Below are 18,422 nucleotides of genomic sequence, written 5' to 3'. Positions count from 1 at the left end.
CTGGGCGGCCCAAAGATTAGCATTAATTGCCGCCGCTGCGCAGTTTTTTGCGCCGGGAGCGCGCGGCGCTAGACGACAATGGCGCTGCCGTGCAGCAATTCCTGGTGGCGCGCATTGATGGCCGCCACGGCATCCTTGCCGCGCGCCATGCCGGTGGCGTGGATTTCCGTTTCCTGCGTGTAGCGCTGGCTGACGCGTACCGTATAGGACTGGAACAGCCAGCTCCAGAAGTTCGTTTCATAGACGGCTTCATCCATGTCGCGCCATTTGACGCCCGTCAGTTTCTTTTTCCACGGCAAGATGCCGGACGCCAGCCAGACGCCCGCTTCGTCGTAGTACAGCTGATAGCTGCGGATGGTCAGTAGGCGGTAGCCGACGATCAGGGCCGAGCCGATCAGCACGACGAAGGCGGCGCGCGCGTTGTACTTGAAGGCCAGCGGCAGGGCGGCAAAAAACAGCAGCACGGCGATGAGGAAGGTGCTGACGTAGGCGGTCCAGGATTTGCCGCACAAAAAGGTGGCGCGCTGGCCGGCGCTGGTGGCGATATAGTCGGTCATGGCGTGGCATCAAAACAGGGAAAAACGATCATCGCATGGAACGCGGTGGTGCAGCTCATTTTTTCAATCTCATTGCTTCAACCCCTCCTGCAGCATGCCCAGCATGTCATTGGCCGACATGCGCGCGGCCGCGTCGCTGCCTTCCAGCAGGCTGTCGGCCAGGTCGCGCTTGTGCTGATGCAATTCGACGATGCCTTCCTCGATCGTATGTTTCGCCACCAGCCGGTAAATGGTGACGGGGCGCAATTGCCCCATGCGGTGGGCGCGGTCGGAAGCCTGGTCTTCCACGGCCGGGTTCCACCACGGATCCATGTGGATCACGTAGTCGGCCGCCGTCAAATTGATGCCCATGCCGCCCGCCTTCAGGCTGATGAGGAAAACGTCGCCGTCGCCCGCCTGGAAGGCGTCGACGCGGCGCTTGCGCTCCTGCATGGGCGTGCTGCCGTCGAGATACTGGTAACTGACGCCATGCTGCTCCAGGTGCTGGCGGATCAGGGTCAAATGGTCGACGAACTGGCTGAAGACGAGCACCTTGTGGCGGTTTTCCAGCAAGCCCGACAACAACTGGGCGAACGCCGCCAGCTTGCTGCTGGCCAGGCCCAGCTCGGGCGCCACCAGTTGCGGGTTGCAGCAGGCGCGGCGCAGCTTCATGATCTCGGCCAGGATCTGGATGGCCTTTTTCGACGCCGGCCCTTCCACCATGGCCAGCTTTTCCAGCGCTTCGCGGCGCAGTGATTCGTACAGCGCCGTTTCCTGCGGCGACAATTCCACTTCCAGCACGATTTCCGTGCGCGACGGCAATTCCGACAGCACTTGCGTCTTCGTGCGGCGCAGGATGAATGGCGCGATCAGGCGGCGCAGCCGCAGCCGCGCGCCGGCCGCCGCCCGCTTGTCTTGATCTTTCTCAATGGGCCCGGCAAAGCGCAAATTAAACTGGTCGAGGGTGCCCAGCAAACCGGGGTTGATGAAGCGGAACAGGTTCCACAATTCACCCAGGTGGTTTTCCAGTGGCGTGCCGCTGGCCACCATGCGGAAGTCCCCCTGCAGGGCCATCACGGCTTGCGAGCGCTTGGTGGCGCCATTCTTGATGGCTTGCGCTTCGTCGAGCACGATCGTATGCCAGTGCACGCCGGCAAACATAGTGGCTTCCTGCTGCAGCAAGCCATAGCTGGCCACCACCACGTCGAACGGCTGCAGTGTTTCCAGCATGTCGGCGCGGTCGCCGCTGCCAAACAATTTGATGTTCAAGGTGGGCGCGAAGCGCTGCGCTTCGCTGATCCAGTTCATGCATACGGACGTGGGGGCGACGACGAGAGTGGGGCCGTGCGGCGCGCGCGCCAGGATCAGCGCCAGCGCCTGCAAGGTTTTACCTAAACCCATGTCGTCGGCCAGGCAGGCGCCCACGCCCCAGTGCGCCAGGCGCGCCAGCCAGTTAAAACCGGCCAGCTGGTAGTCGCGCAAGTCCGCTTGCAAGGTGCTGGGCAGTTGCGGCTGATAGTCGTCGAGGGCGCGCAGGCGCAGCAAGTGTTCGCGCCACAGTTTGTCGGCCTTCACGCCGCCTGCATCGTTGGCCAGCTCTTCCAGCGCGAACGCGGCCAGCGGGTGGATGTGCACGCCGTCGGCATGCGCTTCGCCATACGCGGCCAGCTCGGACAGGCGGCGGTGCAGTTCGTCGCTGAGGGCGAGGAACTGGTTGTCGCCCAGGGCCACGAAGCGGCTTTTATTGTTCTGCATCAAATCGAGCAGGGCGCGCAAATCCATCACCTTGTCTTCATCGATCTGCACTTCGCCGCTGGCGGCAAACCAGTCTTTTTCGCTCTTGATATTCAGGCGCATCTGGCCGCTGTCGATGCGTTTCGACACGCGCATGGTTTCGCCTTCGGGCCAGGCCAGCACCATGCCGTCCGGGTCCAGCGCCTGCAATTCCACCAGCAGTTGCAAGCCCAGCGCAGGCTGGCCCAGCAGCCACTCGCCATGCTCTTCTTCCGCCTCTTCCAGCACCAGGCAGCGACCGATGAGCTGGCGCTGCGCTTCGCGTTCCGCGTTCAAGTCGCGCCGCGCCTGCACGGCCCGGCCCGCCACATCGGCAAACACGCTCTCGGCGCCGCTGCCCGGTGCGTAATAGGCGCCGTTGTCGAGCAGGGGGCGCACCAGAATCTGCATTTTCAGACCCTGCTGGTAGGGCAGCAAATGCACGTGCAGGCGGTGGTCGGCCGTGATCGCTTCCGCATCGCCCGCGCCGCCGCCGATGTCCGATTGCACGGTAACCATGGACGAGATGGCGCCGATGGCCTGCATCACCTGTTTTTCCGCATGGAGGGGCACGGACAGGCCCAGGCCCACGATGGCGCCGATGCGCCGGTGCTCGTCGAGGATGTGCACCACGCGCAAACGCGTCGGCGTCTCGCGCTGTACCACGACATTGCTGCCGTTGTCGGGCAATGGCGGCTGCATGCCCAGCCACAGTTGCCCCTCGTGCGACTTGATGAGGAGCTCGGGCGCGCCGGCGATCAGCTCCACGCGCGTGTCGGGGTGGTCGAGCCAGAACACGAGCGGGTGGCCCACCAGCAAGACGGCGGCCTTGTCCAGCTCGACTTCATAGCGGGGCGCCGATGAATAATATTGTTTAAAAGGCGCGATGCTGCCCGCCGCGCGCGCATCCTGCGGCGTGAGGAAATCGATGTCGCCCGCCTCTTCGGCCAGGCGTTTGAGGCCCATGGCGCGGCCCTTGCTCCAGCCACCCCGCGCGTCGCGCTTCTGCTCGCGCACTTCCACGGCCGTGAGGCCGAAGCGCGGGTCGAACGCCACCAGCCACACGAGGCGCGACACGCCGCCCAGCGCTTCGGCGGGCGCGTTTTGCTGCAGGTTGATCAGGGCGCTCAGCTGGCGCTGCCACGCTTCCTGGCGCTCGAACCACGGCGCCATGTCCGTCAAGCCATGTTGCGCCCGCTTGGCCGTCGCGTAGCGTTCCTGCAGCGGCTCGCCCATCAAGCCCAGCAAGCCGGCCGCCTGCGCCGCGATCAAATCGTAGCCGGCCGCGTCGGCTTGCTGCACCAACAGGCGCAGCTGATCCTTGCGTTCGCTCAATTGCGGCAGCGCCAGCCAGTAGTACAACAAGGCTTGGAACAGCTGTGCCTGCAGTGCCGTTTCCCAGCTGCGCGTGGGGATGCTTTCCGCCAGCTGCACGCCGGCGCGCACCAGGCGCAGGGTATGGAGTTGCTGGTAGACGATGCTGTCGTGGTTCGGTTGCGCGTGCAGGGCGATATCGAGGTAAGTTTCCGCGCTTTTCAGCAGCTTGGCGTCGTTGCTGCGCAGCAAGGCCAGCACGTACAAGTGGCCGCCGATGCCCGTGAAGCACAGCTTGCGCTTGCCTGTTTCCTTGCGCAAGCCCTTCAAGGCCGTCTCGAAGCCCGCCACGGCGTGCGCATGTTCGCCGCGCAACAGGGCGATGCTGCTGTCGAGAAACAACACCTGCGGGCCCTGCTGGCCTGCCAGGTAGCGCGCAGCCGCGTCGAGTTCGCCGCACAGCAGGGCATCTTCGGCCAGGGCCAGCGGCAGGGCGGCGCCGATATGGTCGCCGGCCGCCGTCTGGCGCGCGTGGTGGGCGCGCGCGTACGCGCGGATGGCGTGCGCCGTGCCCGGCTCGCGCGGCGCATTGCCCAGCAGCACGGCGAGGATGTCATCCTGCAGTTGCGGCATGACGAAAGACAACATTTCCGGCTCGAACGGCCGGCCGAAGATTTCGATCAGCGGATGCAGTTGCTGCGCTTCATAGCACGCCATGCAGGCGGCCAGGATGGCGGCCACGTGGCGCACCTCGTCATTGCGCAGCAGGGCGATGCGCAGGCGGGCCACGCCTTGGCGGTAGCTGCGCAGCTCCACATAGCCATCCCAGTTGCGGCGCACGGGATTGATCAGCTCGATGGCCTGGCACAGGTCGCGAAACACCAGGTGTTCGATGGCGGCGCGCATGGCGGGCCAGCGCAGCCTCGCTTCGCAGGCAAAGCCCCGTCCCACGATTTCCGACGCCAGCGCCAGGCGCGTCAGCCGCAGCAGCATGTTCGTCACCACCAGCAGGGAAAACGGCGTGCCGTCCGGTTCGACGACATTGGCGCGCTGCAAGTGTTCATACACGGCATGCTTGCCCACCGGTTCGCCCGTGATCGCCAGCAGGGCCAGGATCATCTGCTCATGCTGCTCCAGTGCGGCGAACTCGTCCAACAGATGCTGGTCGACATTTTGCTCGGTCATGCGGGTAAATTGGCGATATGCACGGGAGGCTCGCCGGCCGCCACGGGCAGGCCGAACACGCGCTGGTAGAAATACAGTTCCGCGTCCAAGGTGCGCACGATGTTTTCCGCCTTGCGGAAGCCGTGGCCCTCGCCTTCGAGCGGGACATACGCGACGGGCACGCCGCGCGCCTGCAGGGCGTCGACCATCAGCTGCGACTGCTGCGGCGGCACCACCTTGTCGTCGAGTCCCTGGAAGAAGATCATCGGGCGCGACAGTTTATCCGTGTGGTGGATGGGCGAGCGCTCGCGGTACAGCGCCTCGGCTTGCGGCTGCGAAGCGATCAGGTAGTCGGTGTAGCGCGATTCGAACTTGTGCGAATCGTTGTCCAGGCCCTTCAGGTCGGATACGCCGTAGTAACTGGCGCCCGCCTTGAAGACGTCGTGGAAGGTCAGGGCGCACAGGGTCGTCAGGCCGCCCGCGCTGCCGCCGCGGATGATCAGGCGCTCCGGGTCGGCCAGGCCGTTGGCGGCCAGGTAGCGCGCGCCGGCGATGCAGTCTTCCACGTCGACGATGCCCCACTGCCCGCGCAGCGCGTCGCGGTATTCGCGGCCGAAGCCGCTGCTGCCGCCATAGTTGACGTCGAGCACGCCGATGCCGCGGCTGGTCCAGTATTGCGTCGCCAGTTTCAAGGTATTGCTGGCCATGCTGGTGGGGCCGCCGTGGCTGATGACGATGACGGGTGGCAACGTTCCTGCCGGCGCCTGCACGTCGCCATTCGTGGGCGCATAAAAGAAGGCGTGCGCCGTGCGGCCATTGTTGCTCGGATAGCTCAAGCCGCGCGGCACGGACAGGTAGCCGAGCGCAGGCAGGGCCGTGATCGACTGCGCCAGCACTTCCAGTTCGTGGTTGGCCAAATCGATGCGCGCCAGTTCCAGCGCGATGGTGGGGCTGCCGCCCAGCAGCGCGACGAAGCCGGGGCCCACGCGCAGCTCGCGGATTTCCTGGTACGGGTGCGGTATCGGCTCCAGCTTGGCCGCCGCCACGTTCAATTGCGCCAGGTAGCTGATGCCGGCCTGGATATACGTGCAGACGATGTCGTCGTCGGACAGGAAACCATACATGCTGCCGCCGAAGGTCCAGTGCGGCGTGGCAAATTCCGCTTCCATCGGGCACAGCGCCTCGATGTCGGCGCCGTGCAGGCGGTACAGATTCCACCAGCCGCTGCTGTCGGAGACGAAGTGCAGCATGCCGTTCGGCGACCATTCCGGTTGGCAAATCGACTCGCGCGCGCCGCCGGCGATCAGGCGCGGCGAGCCCAGGCTGCCGTCCGGATGCACGTCGGCCAGCCACAGTTCCGTGCCTTGCCACGGCAGGCGCGGGTGGTCCCAGCTGATCCAGGCCAGCTGGCTGCCGTCCGGCGACAAACGCGGCGCCGCATAAAAGTCGTGGCCGCGCGCCAGCACCGTTTCGCGCCCGTCGAAGCCGACGGCGGCCAGGCAGTTTTCCGGCAGGGCATGACCTTCCTGCGGATGCTGCTCGCGCACGGCGATCAGGCGGGAACGGGCCGCATCGACGACGAAATCCGCATGGCGCGTGTTGCCGCCCGTGGTGAACGCTGCGGGCGCGGCGTCGCCGCTCACGCGGTACAGGCAATTGTCGGCGAAATGCGAAAAGTAGACGGTATCGCCGGCCACGGCATACGCGCCGCCGCCATATTCATGCACGCGGGTGCGTACATTGAAGGGCGCCGGAGTCAATTCATCGACGCGCGCGCCGCGCTGGCGCAGCAGGGTGTTGCGGCCCGCCTCGCTGGCGCGCCCGGCCAGCCAGAACACGTCGCCGCCATCCGCACCGCCCAGGGCCAGCTGCGTCAGCGGCGAGGCGCCGGCGGCGACGATGGCCGCGCTGATCGGCGATGGCCAGATGCCATAAGGGGTGCTGGATGCGGTCGAGGTCATGCGGGCTCCGTATAGTGAGGGGATCAAGGGCCGCCAGGCAGGGTCAAGGCGCGCGGCGGCGTGCATCATCATAATGGAAGGGCTGGCACAACGAAAGTCATCGCTGTGCGTGGCAAATGCTGCAAAGCGGCACCGGAATCAATGAAATGGCGGCGATTGGATGCGATAATACCGCTTCTCCAAGCTATTGATTGCCTTCCATGCCACAATTTGCTCCGCTCCAGAACGATACTTTCCTGCGCGCCCTGCTGCGCCAGCCGACCGAGCACACCCCAGTCTGGCTGATGCGCCAGGCGGGCCGCTATTTGCCCGAATACCGCGCCACGCGCGAGCGGGCCGGTTCCTTCCTGGGCCTGGCAAAGAATCCCGATTACGCCACGGAAGTGACCCTGCAGCCCCTGGAGCGTTTCCCGCTCGACGCGGCCATCCTGTTTTCCGACATCCTGACGGTGCCTGACGCCATGGGCCTGGGCCTGTATTTCGCCGATGGCGAAGGCCCGAAGTTCGAGCGCCCGCTGCGCACGGAACAGGATGTGAAGGCATTGCAAGTGCCGGACCTGGAATCGCTCGACTACGTCTTCAAGGCCGTCACGCAGATCCGCACGGAACTCAACGGCCGCGTGCCGCTGATCGGTTTTTCCGGCAGCCCGTGGACCCTGGCGTGCTACATGGTGGAAGGCGGCGGCTCGAAAGAGTTCCACACCATCAAGAAGATGCTGTACAACCGCCCGGACCTGATGCACCACATCCTGGCCATCAACGCCACTTCCGTGGCGCAGTACCTGAATGCGCAAATTGATGCCGGCGCGCAAGCCGTGATGATTTTCGATTCCTGGGGCGGCGCGCTGGCCGATGGCGCCTACCAGGAATTCTCGCTGGCCTACATGCAGCAAGTGGTGGCGCAATTGAAACGCGACAAGGATGGCGTGAAAATCCCCGCCATCGTGTTTACCAAGGGCGGCGGCCAGTGGATCGAGCAGATCGCCGACATCGGCGCCGATGCCGTGGGCCTGGACTGGACCGTCAACCTGACGCGCGCGCGCCAGCTGGTGGGCCATAAAGTGGGCTTGCAGGGCAATCTGGACCCGGCCATCCTGTTCGCCAGCCCCGAGCAGATCCGCGCCGAAGTGGCGAAAGTGCTCAACGCCTTCGGCGCGCCGTCGGAAGGCACGGGCCACGTGTTCAACCTGGGCCACGGCATTTCCCAGTTCACGCCGCCGGAATCGGTGGCAGCCATGGTGGAAGCCGTGCACAGCATGAGCCGCGCCATGCGCAGCGGCCAGTAAGTAGCCGTTTTCCCCTGGCGCAGGGGCAGAAAGGCAGGCTTTCCAGCGGAAGCCTGCCTTTTTCTTTGCTGCGCCTTCGCAAGAAATACCGACTTATGCACAATTTTTTTTGCTGCGGAAATAAGAGGCAGTCGAAAAGCCATGCCCGGAGACGCTCTGCAAGTTATTGATTATTAAGACATAAAAAAAGCCTTGTTCGGCGGACTTTGTTGCTATTGATAAGGTTATTCTTTCGTTCGCCTGCCTTATTCCTTCATTGTCCACAAAGTTATCAACAGATTCTGTGGATAAAATTGAAAAGTATTTTGTTAACCGATACTTAGCGCCGATGTTCAGGTTTCACCTGAAGTGCATGTTGCACTGCATGATAATTGAACAATGTTTCGCCGCCCGACAGGTAAAAACGAACGCTTGCCCGGCAATTGTCAACTTTGCAGCATGCGGCCGCCGGTTTTCCGGATCGGCCGCCGCAAAAGCGGGCTGATTTCTGTATAAATAAATTACAAATGGTTCAGTTATGCACAGCGGCGGAAATGCCCTGCGGTTTTCCAGCCTCCCGGGCGTCAATTTTTAAGTCGTTGATTTTAAATACTTAATTTTTCTTGCGTGCCGCTCTTGACGGCGATCGAAATTTTCTGTCCACATTTTTCTGAAAGTTAATTTTGCTTTGTCCACAAAGTTATCCACAGAATTTTCTTCAGGCACGATGCCACGCCATCGTGCCTGCCGTTAGGCGTTTGAGGGGCGAAACAAGTATCATGGCCCGCTGGCTTGATGCCGGACATCCCGCGCGCCATCGATTCTGCGGCGCGCTTTTTTATTGAGATAGGCCCTACCCCCATGTCGCAGTGCATTTTGACGTCGTGCATCCTGAACATCGCGCTCGACACGCCCTTGAACGCCCTGTTCGACTACCGCTGGAACGCGGCGGCGGATGCGGACGCTGCCGTGCCTCTGCCGCAAGTGGGGCAGCTGGCGCTGGTGCCGTTCGGCCGGCGCGAAGTGATGGGGCTGATCGTCGGCGTGTCCGACAGCACCGACGTGCCCGCCGCGAAACTGAAGGACGTGCTGGCCGTGCGCAGCCAGCTGGCGCCCCTGTCGGAGCAATGGCTGGCGCTGGCCGCCTTTGCCGCCGATTACTACCAGCGTCCGCTCGGTGAAGTGGCGCTGCCGGGTTTACCGAAGAATTTGCGCGTGCTCACCACCGTGGCGCTCGACCGCGCCATCAAGAAGCTGGGCAAGCTGGCCGACGCGCACGACGGCACGCCCCTGAACATGCCGGCCCTGAATGCTGCCCAGCAAGAGGCGGCCGACGCCATCGGCGGCGCGCAAGGCTTTAAACCGACCCTGCTGTACGGCGTGACGGGCAGCGGCAAGACGGAAGTGTATCTGCAAGCCTGCGCCCAGGTGCTGGCGCGCGAGGACGATGCGCAAATCCTGATCCTGGTGCCGGAAATCAACCTGACGCCCCAGCTGGAAGGCAATATCCGCGCGCGCTTTCCCGGCGTCATGCTGGCCACCCTGCACAGCAGCCTGTCCGAAGGCGAGCGCATGCTGCACTGGCTGGCCGCCCATCAGGGGCAGGCGCGCATCGTGCTCGGCACGCGGTTGGCCATCCTGGCGTCCTTGCCGAAACTCAAATTGATCGTCATCGATGAAGAGCACGATCCTTCCTACAAGCAGCAGGAAGGCTTGCGCTATTCCGCGCGCGACCTGGCCGTGTGGCGCGCCTGGCAATTGCAGATTCCCATCGTGCTCGGTTCGGCCACACCGTCGCTGGAAAGCTGGCACCATGCACAGACGGGGCGCTACCGCAAGCTGGAGTTGCGCGAACGGGCCGTCAAGAATGCAGTGTTGCCGCGCGTCAAGATTCTCGACATGGAACGCGACCGGCCGAAAGATGGCCTGACTTCGCATTTGGTAGCTGCCTTGAAACTGCGCATGGAGCGCGGGGAACAGTCGCTGCTGTTCTTGAACCGGCGCGGCTATTCGCCAGTGATCTGCTGCGAATCGTGCGGCTGGATCAGCAACTGCACGCGCTGCACCTCGTTCATGGTGCTGCACAAGCCCGAACACCGGCTGCGCTGCCACCATTGCAGCCTGGAACTGCGCATTCCCCGCCATTGCCCCACCTGCGGCAACGTCGACCTGCAGCCGCTGGGACGGGGCACGCAGCGCGTGGAAGAGGGCTTGCAGCAATTGTTTCCTGAGGCGCGGATCTTGCGCATCGATGCCGATTCCACGCGCAAGAAAGGCAGCGCGCAGGAAGCGTTCGACACCGTGCACCGGGGCGAAGTGGATATCCTGATCGGTACGCAGATGGTGGCCAAGGGCCACGATTTCAAAAAGCTGACCCTGGTCGGCATTTTGAATCCGGACACGGCCCTGTTTTCCCAGGATTACCGGGCCAGCGAGCGGCTGTTCGCCCAGCTGATGCAGGTGGCGGGCCGGGCAGGGCGCGCTGCGCAGACGGAGGGCGGCAGCGTTTCCGAAGTGCTGATCCAGACGCGCTATGCGCGCCATCCGCTGTACGACGCCGTCGTCAACCACGATTACGACCACTTCGCCACCACCTTGCTGGAAGAGCGGGCGCAGGCGGCGCTGCCGCCATACCTGTTCCAGGCCCTGCTGCGCGCGGAAGCACCCGAGCTGGCCACGGCCATCGAGTTCCTGCAGGCGGCCAAGGAATGCATGGAACACCCGCAGGTGACCATCAACGACCCGATTCCCATGAGCATGACGCGCGTCTACAACGTGGACCGCGCGCAGCTGCTGCTGGAATCCGCCTCGCGTCCCGCCCTGCAGGCGTTTTTAAAGGAATGGCTGATGGAATTGCGCGCCATGAAGACGCGCGTGAAATGGTCGCTGGAAGTGGACCCGCTGGATATTTAAATTAATTCACTGAATTAGTTCAGATAATCGCGCGCGGACTTGACGATCTGCTCGGACAGCAGCTTGGTAAACGGCGTGTCCAGGGTCCAGGCGTGCCAGCTCAGCGGTACGTCCAGGGTGTTGCCCGGCATCAGATCCACGAGACGGTCCGTCGCCAGCGCCTGCGCGGCCAGGCGCTGCGGCATCAAGCCATAGGCCAGGCCATCCTGGACGCAGCCGCGGCGCGCCGCTTCCACCGGCAAGGTGTGGTGCGGAAACGGTTCACGCATGTTCAATTGTTCCGCGAGGAAACGCGCCAGCAAGCCGTGCTGGCCCACGACGGCCGGCGCCAGTTGCACCGCTTCGGCAATCAAACCGTCGCCGAACCAGTGGCCCGCAAACACGGGCGTGGCTACGCAGACATAGCGCAAGGTGCCCAGCGGCGTGACGCTGGTGGCGGCGGCCGCATCGATCGCTGTGCCGGACTCGGCCGCCACGCAGCCGAACACGGAGCCGTCGCGCACCATCTGCAAGGCGCTGTCGCTGTCGGCCAGGCGCACGTCGAGCTGGCAGCGCGGCGGCGCCAGCAGGGCGGACAAGGTGTCGGGGAACCACGTGGCCAGGCTGTCGGCATCGATGGCGATGGCGATTTCCGGCATGCTGACGCTGTTGCCCAGGTCGATGTCGAGCGATGCTTCCATCAGCTTGACGTTGCGGTGATGCACGATCAGGCGCTGGCCCAGGCCCGTCGGCACGGCTGGCTGGCCACGGATGATCAAGAGGCGCCCGCTGGCGTCTTCCAGCGCCTTGATGCGCTGCGAGACGGCCGACTGGGTGATGCCCAGCGCCAGGGCGGCCTTGTCGAAACTGCCATGGCTGGCGACGGCGTCCAGCACGGCCAGCGCGCGATAATCGAGTGATCCCATTAGCTCAGCTTATAAATTTTGAAAATGATTAGTTATACTAATGCATATATTGCTGCAAAGTAAAACCTTATTTTCAGCAAACGGGTAGTATCGAACGCTGTGAGCAACCTCAAACGGATGGACAGCGGCATGAAGACGATACGAGTGGATGTGGCCGTGATCGGCAGCGGCACGGCCGGCATGACGGCGCACAGGGCGGCGCGCATGCAGGGCAAGCGCGTGCTGATGATAGAAAGCGGGCCGTACGGCACGACGTGCGCCAGGGTGGGCTGCATGCCCAGCAAACTCTTGATCGCGGCGGCCGAGGCGGCCCATGCCGTGGCTGCCGCGCCGGCCTTTGGCGTGCATGCTGGCCCCGTGCGCATCGATGGCCGGCAAGTGATGGCCAGGGTGCGCAGCGAACGTGACCGTTTTGTCGGCTTCGTGCTCGACGGCGTCAACGCCATTGCCGACGAAGAAAAACTGCGCGGCCATGCGCGTTTTATTTCCCCCGGCACATTGCAGGTGGATGAACATACCTTGGTGGAAGCGGCCAGCGTGGTGATCGCCACCGGTTCCACGGCCATCGTGCCGCCCGAGTGGCAGGCGGCGGGAGACAGAGTCATCACCAGCGATGCCGTGTTCGAGTGGACGGACTTGCCCGCTTCCGTGGCCGTGGTCGGTAGCGGCGTGATCGGCCTGGAACTGGGCCAGGCGCTGGCGCGGCTGGGCGTGCGCGTGACCCTGTTTGCGCGCGGCAATAAAGTCGCGCAACTGACGGACCCGCTGGTGCTGCGCGAGGCGGACGCCGTGCTGGCGCGCGAACTCGATATCCGCTTCATGACCGGCGTCGCGCACGTGGCAAAAACGCCCGATGGCAAGGGCATCCTGCTCACCAGCCGCGATGCCGCGGGTGTGGAAAAAACCGAGCAGTTCGAGTATCTGCTGGCCGCCGTCGGCCGCCGCCCGAACGTGGACAAGATCGGCCTGGAAACGGCGCAAATCGAGCTCGACCGTCATGGTGTCCCCCTGCATGATGCGCACACCATGCAGTGTGGCAAGAGCGCCATCTTCATCGCCGGCGATGCCGACAATGCGCTGCCGCTGCTGCCCGAAGCGGCCGACGAGGGCCGCATCGCGGGCGACAACGCGGCGCGCTTTCCGGACGTCAAACCGGGCTTGCGCCGCACGCCCTTGACCATCGCCTTCACGGAGCCGCAGATCGCCACCCTGGGCGCGACATACCAGCAACTGTGCGTGAGCCACGCGGGCCGCTTCGCCGTCGGCGCCGTGTCGTTCGGCAACCAAGGCCGCAGCCGCGTGATGCTGCAGAACCAGGGCTTGCTGCGCGTGTATGCGGAATTCGGCAGCAAGCGCTTTCTCGGCGCCGAGCTGATCGGCCCACGGGCGGAACACCTGGGCCATTTGCTGGCCTGGGCGTGCCAGGCGCAGCTGACCGTGCCGGCCATGCTCGACATGCCGTTTTACCACCCCGTCATCGAGGAAGGCGTGCGCACGGCCTTGCGCGAACTGGCGCTGCACCTGGAAAAAGACCCGGAACACGCGCCCGGCTGCGCCGACTGCACCCCCGGCCCTTGAATGCAACTTTGCGATTTACATAATTTTGTAGACAAGCTCACATGATTGCGCGATCATCGCTGCCACATTGAAATATTGATTAAAGGCAAAAAACATTTCAATCGGTACATACCGCTGATGCCAGGATGGTAAAAACAGGCGGGTGCAGGCGATGATGGAGACGATGTGAAAATTCGGCGCATTTACGCAGGAGAACTCGCACTGGGCGTGGCCTTGCCCTGGGACGTGCACGGCGAAACGGGCGGCTTGCTGGCCAGGCTGGGCCATGTCATCAGCAGCGAAAACCAGATCGAATTGCTGCTGGCGCGCGGCGTCATCGCCGATGCCAGTGCCGACGTGCCGCGCACGGCCACGGAAGCGCCATCGGCATTGCGCATGCTGAACCTCGTCACGGCGGGCCTGGCCCTCGTCTTGCCGTCCATTGCCACTGGGCAAGCGGGCAGCCACCTGCCGCTGGCCGCGCTGGCGCAGCTGGTGGAAGAAGCGGTCGTGCTGGACGCCGACGTGGCGCTGGCCTGCATCCTGCACAATCAGGGCGCGGGCGACTTTGCCGTGCGCCACAGCGTCGACACGGCCGTCATCACGGCCTTGCTGGCGCGCGCCCTGAAACTCGATGAGGGCGTGATCCGCAGCGTGGTGCTGGCCGCGCTGAGCATGAATGTGGGCATGCTGGAACGCCATGCGGATTTCCAGCACAAGGCGGGGCCGCTGGATGCGCAGGAACGCGCCTATTTGCGCGCCCATCCGCAAGCCGGTGTCGACTTGCTGCGCGCGACGGGCGTGACGGACGCCGTCTGGCTGCAAGCCGTGTTGCAGCACCATGAAAATATCGATGGCAGCGGCTATCCGCTGGGCACGCAAGGCGAGGCGATCGGCATCGGCGCCCGCCTGATCATGCTGGCCGACCGCTATTGCGCGCGCGTGTCGAAGCGCAGCTACCGCCAGCCCTTGCTGCCGAACGTGGCCCTGCGCGAAATGTTGATGGCCGACAAGGCCACCCTGGATGCGCCGCTGGCCTCGCTGCTGGTGCGCGAGCTGGGCATCTACCCCATCGGCACCTTCGTGAAACTGTTGAATGGAGAGATCGGCGTCGTCACGCGCAAGGGCTTGAATGCCACCACGCCCCACGTGCAATCGCTGATCGGCCCCCGCGGCGCGCGCCTGGACGTGCCGCTGCGGCGCGATACGCGCGTGGACTTGCACGCCATCCGCGAAGTGCTCAGCGCGGAGCAGGCGGGGCTGCAGTTCCGGCCCGACCAGCTATGGGGCCGCAGCGCCAGAACGTAGAGCGCCTGGAAAGACGCCCATGGCGTTGTTGCATTGCCTAGTCATACTTTCGTACGGCCTTCGGCAATGCGCCTAGCCCTGAGCGTTTTCCAGACACTCTCTACATGAATAGCTTAATTCAGCAAACCCGCATCGAGCCGCCCTTCGAGCGCCAGTTCGCGCATGATGCGCACGGTGTCGATGTCGGACTCCTTGTAGGCGGAACGGCGGAAGTCGTCGTACAGGGCGTTGGCCGCATCGGTGGCCGCGTCGTGGCCGTCGTCGTACTGGAAGCGCACCCACAGGCTCGCTTCGTCGGGCATCTCGATCGTCATCACCAGCGAGGAGGCGCTGATATCCTTTTGCGCCGGCACTTCGTAGCGCACCTGCAGTTGCGGCACCAGCACCACCTTGTCGTTGATGACCAGTTCGCCATAGCGCAGGCTGCGCGCGAAACCGGCGTCGCTGCGCTCGCTGATCTGGCATTCGTCCAGGTGGGGCACGAACAGTTTCGGCGATTCGGCGCGCAAGACGAGGCCGCGCCAGACCTGTTCCAGGGTCAAGGTGTCGATCAGCGGGTTCAAGGGATCGTTGATTTCAATCAGGTGTTCAAATTTCATGGGACTGCCATTCGGTAAGTGGGCGCGCAGGGGCGATATAGGCGGAATGGTACTCCAGGCGTGGCATCGCCGCACGCATTGCAGCGGCCCAGATGGCGGCATATGGCGATATATCAATGCCGTTGCCTGTTTTTCGGGCATGCGCCAGCGTGCAAAAGGCGGGCGCGACGCTGTTACAATGGGCTGCTGTTCCCTGCGGAAATACCCTGATGTCCAAAGCACCACAGTTCGGTCTGAATGCGCCCCAAAGCGAAGCGGTAACCTACCTCGACGGCCCCTGCCTGGTGCTGGCGGGCGCCGGCTCGGGCAAGACGCGCGTGATCACGCAAAAGATCGCCCATCTGATCGAAGACCGGGGCTATGACCCGCGCACCATCGCCGCCTTGACCTTCACCAACAAGGCGGCGCTGGAAATGCAGGAACGCATCGCCAAGCTGTTGAAACAGCCGCGCCAGGCCAAGCAGTTGACGGTGTCGACCTTCCACTCGCTGGGCGTGAAAATCCTGCGCCAGGAAGCCAATGGCGTGGGGCTGAAGGACCGCTTTTCCATCATGGACAGCGACGACTGTTTTTCCCTCGTGCAAGACCTCGCCATTACCACCGATAAACAGGTGATCCGTGGCATCCAGAACGCCATGTCCTTGTGGAAAAATGGCCTGATCGACCCGGACATGGCCCTGGCGCAAGCCAAGGACGAGGACGAGGCCAACGCGGCGCGCATCTACCGCAGCTACGTGGCAACGCTGTCCGCCTACCAGGCCGTCGATTTCGACGATCTGATCCGTTTGCCGGTGGAACTGTTCCGCAACAACGGCCCCGTGCGCGACAAGTGGCAGCGCCGCCTGCGCTATCTGCTCGTCGACGAATACCAGGATACGAACACTTGCCAGTACGAACTGGTGAAACTGATGGTGACGGGCATCGGCAAGAAGCCGATGTTTACGGCCGTGGGCGACGATGACCAGGCGATCTATGCGTGGCGCGGCGCCACCGTGGAAAACCTGAAGACCCTGGAGACGGATTTCCCCGATTTGCGCGTGATCAAGCTGGAGCAAAATTATCGCTCCACCATGCGCGTGCTCAATGCGGCCAATGCCGTCATCGGCAACAATCCCAAACTGTTTGAAAAGTCGCTGTGGTCGGAACACGGCCTGGGCGAGCCGATCAAGGTGCTGGGCATGCAGACGGACGAGCAGGAGGCGGAGCAGGTCGCCATCATGATCTCGGCCGACCATTTCGAGCGCAAGAACAAATTTTCCGATTACGCCATTTTGTACCGCGGCAACCACCAGGCGCGCATCATCGAGCAGTGTTTGCGCAAGGAGCGCATCCCGTACACGATCTCGGGCGGCCAGAGTTTCTTCGACAAGGCCGAGATCAAGGACATCATCAGCTACCTGCGCCTGCTGGCGAACGAAGACGACGATCCGGCGTTCATCCGCGCCGTGACGACGCCGCGCCGGGGCGTGGGCCAGTCGACGCTGGAGGTGCTGGGGGCGTTTTCGGGTCAGTGGCAGTGTTCGCTGTTCCAGGCCGTTTTTAAAGGCGGCATCGAAGCCAAGCTGACGGACCGCCAGCTGGGGCCGCTGCGCGACTTCTGCAACTTCATCAACGACCTGGAATCGCGCGCCAGCCGCCCAGGCGCGGCCGGCAGCGGAGATAACGCGGCCGAAGTGCTGGACGACATGATGAAGGAAATCCACTACGAATCGTATCTGTACGATGCCTTCGAGGAACGCCAAGCGCAAAGCAAGTGGCAGAACGTGCTGGAATTCGTCAACTGGCTCAAGGAACGGGGCCGGGGCGGCAAGGACCGCGATGGCGAAGAAAAGAACGTGCTGGAACTGACGCAGATGGTGGCCCTGATGACGATGCTAGAGGGCAAGGACGAGGAGCAGGACGCCGTGCGCATGTCCACCCTGCACGCGTCGAAAGGGCTGGAATTTCCGCACGTATTCCTGGTCGGCGTGGAAGAGGGCATCTTGCCGCACAAGGGCGACGCGGATGCGCCGGCCGAAACCATCGCCGCGCGCATCCAGGAAGAGCGCCGCTTGATGTACGTGGGCATCACGCGCGCGCAGCGCACCTTGCACGTCACCTGGTGTAAGAAGCGCAAGCGGGCCGGCGAGCAAGTCCATTGCGACCCGTCGCGTTTCATCAAGGAAATGCAGCTCGACGTGGGCGACGCCGTGCCGACGGAGGCGGAAGTGATTTCGCCGAAAGAACGGCTGGCGCGCATGAAGGCGCTGTTGGCCGCGCCGAAAGTGTAAGCGGCGTTCAGGCTTCCGCGGCGCCGTCCGGCGTGGTTTTCGGCACGATGGCCAGCTGCATGCCCAGCGCATCGAGCATCTTTAAAATGGTTTCGAAGCGCGGTTTGCTGCCTTCGCGCAAGGCTTTATACGCGCCTTCACGCGTGATGTCGGCACGGGCCGCCACCTTGCCCATGCCGTAGGCGCGCACCACGTCGTTCATGGCCGACTGGAACAGTTCGGCATTGCCGGTGGCGACGATTTCGCTCATGTAGGCGGCCACGGCGGCCTTGCTGGTCAGGTGTTGCGTCGGGTCGAATTTGCTCAGGCCCAATACTTCCAGGTCGTCGAGGTCGAAGGTGTCGTGGTCGATGTCGTGGTTCATTTCTTTCGTACTCCTGTCGAGGGGCTTGCCGCTGCTTTCTTGAGGGCCGCCTGCCGGGCTTTCAGCTCCCGCAGGATGGCTTGCGCCTGCCTGATGTCGCGCTGCTGGCTGGATTTATTGCCGCCCAACAGCAGCAAGATCAGGGTGCCCCGGTTCGTTTCATGAAAATACACGCGCCAGCCCGGTCCCGTCTGTAAAAAACGCAGTTCGCACACGCCTTCACCCACTGGCCGCCAGTCGCCCTTTTTACCGTGCTGCAAATGCTTGATGCGCGCATCGATGGCGGCGGCCGCCACATCGTGCAGGGAATCTTCCCAGCGCCGGTATTCGGCCGTCTTGCGCGTGTCGATCAGCAGTGGCTCGGTTGGTGTTGGTGTTGGTGTTGGTTCAACCATTGTAATCGTTTGTTCTCATTCGTCAAGCGGCTTGATCAAGCTATAAGGAGAGAATAGGCAAGAATCGGCGCCGCACCGGGACGAATGCCGTTTGTTTG

At 63.5% G+C, this 18,422-nt stretch carries 12 protein-coding genes; 5 read left to right on the top strand and 7 right to left on the bottom strand.

Translation table 11 applies throughout. From position 1 onward, the window contains the following. Window positions 1-68 precede the first annotated feature (68 nt). The 3 genes from O3301_RS23820 to O3301_RS23810 all read right to left on the bottom strand — a co-directional run bounded on the left by O3301_RS23820 (window position 69) and on the right by O3301_RS23810 (window position 6,748). Window positions 69-557 (bottom strand): hypothetical protein, encoded by a 489-nt coding sequence (locus O3301_RS23820; RefSeq protein WP_251351544.1) that lies wholly within the window; start codon window positions 555-557, stop codon window positions 69-71. Window positions 558-626: 69 nt separating this feature from the next. Then, window positions 627-4,808, bottom strand: coding sequence for a DEAD/DEAH box helicase (locus O3301_RS23815; protein WP_305057690.1), 4,182 nt, complete (start codon window positions 4,806-4,808; stop codon window positions 627-629). Beyond that, the gene (locus O3301_RS23810) at window positions 4,805-6,748 is read right to left on the bottom strand and encodes a S9 family peptidase (RefSeq protein WP_305057689.1); all 1,944 of its coding nucleotides are present in this window, start codon (window positions 6,746-6,748) and stop codon (window positions 4,805-4,807) included. The genes O3301_RS23815 and O3301_RS23810 overlap by 4 nt, the downstream gene beginning before the upstream one ends. 200 nt (window positions 6,749-6,948) lie before the next feature. Here O3301_RS23810 and hemE point away from each other — a divergent pair, with 200 nt between their 5' ends. Continuing rightward, window positions 6,949-8,034 (top strand): uroporphyrinogen decarboxylase, encoded by a 1,086-nt coding sequence (gene hemE, locus O3301_RS23805; RefSeq protein WP_099666089.1) that lies wholly within the window; start codon window positions 6,949-6,951, stop codon window positions 8,032-8,034. Between the two features lie 840 nt (window positions 8,035-8,874). After that, a complete protein-coding gene (locus O3301_RS23800; RefSeq protein WP_289914051.1) occupies window positions 8,875-10,926 on the top strand; it encodes a primosomal protein N' in 2,052 nt (683 codons plus the stop codon). 14 nt (window positions 10,927-10,940) lie between these two features. On the opposite strand, the gene O3301_RS23795 is transcribed toward O3301_RS23800, so the two are convergent. Then, window positions 10,941-11,831 carry an ArgP/LysG family DNA-binding transcriptional regulator gene (locus O3301_RS23795; protein ID WP_305057688.1) on the bottom strand — a complete coding sequence of 297 codons (891 nt, stop codon included), beginning with the start codon at window positions 11,829-11,831 and terminating at the stop codon, window positions 10,941-10,943. A 129-nt stretch (window positions 11,832-11,960) separates the two neighbouring features. On the opposite strand from O3301_RS23795, the gene O3301_RS23790 reads away from it, so the two are divergent. Continuing rightward, window positions 11,961-13,409, top strand: coding sequence for a dihydrolipoyl dehydrogenase (locus O3301_RS23790; protein ID WP_251351550.1), 1,449 nt, complete (start codon window positions 11,961-11,963; stop codon window positions 13,407-13,409). A gap of 165 nt (window positions 13,410-13,574) precedes the next feature. Continuing rightward, window positions 13,575-14,696, top strand: coding sequence for an HD-GYP domain-containing protein (locus tag O3301_RS23785; RefSeq protein ID WP_305057687.1), 1,122 nt, complete (start codon window positions 13,575-13,577; stop codon window positions 14,694-14,696). Window positions 14,697-14,809: 113 nt separating this feature from the next. Here O3301_RS23785 and O3301_RS23780 read toward each other — a convergent pair whose 3' ends face one another. Further along, window positions 14,810-15,295 (bottom strand): SRPBCC family protein, encoded by a 486-nt coding sequence (locus tag O3301_RS23780; RefSeq protein WP_099666092.1) that lies wholly within the window; start codon window positions 15,293-15,295, stop codon window positions 14,810-14,812. A gap of 209 nt (window positions 15,296-15,504) precedes the next feature. Between O3301_RS23780 and O3301_RS23775 the strand changes: the two genes are divergently transcribed. After that, a complete protein-coding gene (locus O3301_RS23775; RefSeq protein WP_077398209.1) occupies window positions 15,505-17,565 on the top strand; it encodes a UvrD-helicase domain-containing protein in 2,061 nt (686 codons plus the stop codon). A gap of 7 nt (window positions 17,566-17,572) precedes the next feature. Here O3301_RS23775 and O3301_RS23770 read toward each other — a convergent pair whose 3' ends face one another. Together O3301_RS23770 and O3301_RS23765 are read right to left on the bottom strand one after the other, a co-directional pair. After that, a complete protein-coding gene (locus O3301_RS23770) occupies window positions 17,573-17,929 on the bottom strand; it encodes an addiction module antidote protein (protein WP_305057686.1) in 357 nt (118 codons plus the stop codon). After that, the gene (locus O3301_RS23765) at window positions 17,926-18,324 is read right to left on the bottom strand and encodes a type II toxin-antitoxin system RelE/ParE family toxin (RefSeq protein ID WP_305057685.1); all 399 of its coding nucleotides are present in this window, start codon (window positions 18,322-18,324) and stop codon (window positions 17,926-17,928) included. The genes O3301_RS23770 and O3301_RS23765 overlap by 4 nt, the downstream gene beginning before the upstream one ends. Window positions 18,325-18,422 lie beyond the last annotated feature (98 nt).

This window comes from Janthinobacterium sp. SUN211, from assembly GCF_030587315.1.
Taxonomy (GTDB): Bacteria; Pseudomonadota; Gammaproteobacteria; order Burkholderiales; family Burkholderiaceae_D; genus Janthinobacterium; species Janthinobacterium kumbetense.
This window is presented reverse-complemented; position numbering and strand designations above follow the sequence as displayed.

What these genes read in the sequence shown, in the direction of transcription:
- O3301_RS23780 (WP_099666092.1), bottom strand. Translation starts at nt 15,295, where the DNA reads ATGAAATTTGAACACCTGATTGAAATCAACGATCCCTTGAACCCGCTG.
- O3301_RS23795 (WP_305057688.1), bottom strand. Translation starts at nt 11,831, where the DNA reads ATGGGATCACTCGATTATCGCGCGCTGGCCGTGCTGGACGCCGTCGCC.
- O3301_RS23765 (WP_305057685.1), bottom strand. Translation starts at nt 18,324, where the DNA reads ATGGTTGAACCAACACCAACACCAACACCAACCGAGCCACTGCTGATC.
- O3301_RS23790 (WP_251351550.1), top strand. Translation starts at nt 11,961, where the DNA reads ATGAAGACGATACGAGTGGATGTGGCCGTGATCGGCAGCGGCACGGCC.
- O3301_RS23770 (WP_305057686.1), bottom strand. Translation starts at nt 17,929, where the DNA reads ATGAACCACGACATCGACCACGACACCTTCGACCTCGACGACCTGGAA.
- O3301_RS23815 (WP_305057690.1), bottom strand. Translation starts at nt 4,808, where the DNA reads ATGACCGAGCAAAATGTCGACCAGCATCTGTTGGACGAGTTCGCCGCA.
- hemE (WP_099666089.1), top strand. Translation starts at nt 6,949, where the DNA reads ATGCCACAATTTGCTCCGCTCCAGAACGATACTTTCCTGCGCGCCCTG.
- O3301_RS23820 (WP_251351544.1), bottom strand. Translation starts at nt 557, where the DNA reads ATGACCGACTATATCGCCACCAGCGCCGGCCAGCGCGCCACCTTTTTG.
- O3301_RS23800 (WP_289914051.1), top strand. Translation starts at nt 8,875, where the DNA reads ATGTCGCAGTGCATTTTGACGTCGTGCATCCTGAACATCGCGCTCGAC.
- O3301_RS23775 (WP_077398209.1), top strand. Translation starts at nt 15,505, where the DNA reads ATGTCCAAAGCACCACAGTTCGGTCTGAATGCGCCCCAAAGCGAAGCG.
- O3301_RS23810 (WP_305057689.1), bottom strand. Translation starts at nt 6,748, where the DNA reads ATGACCTCGACCGCATCCAGCACCCCTTATGGCATCTGGCCATCGCCG.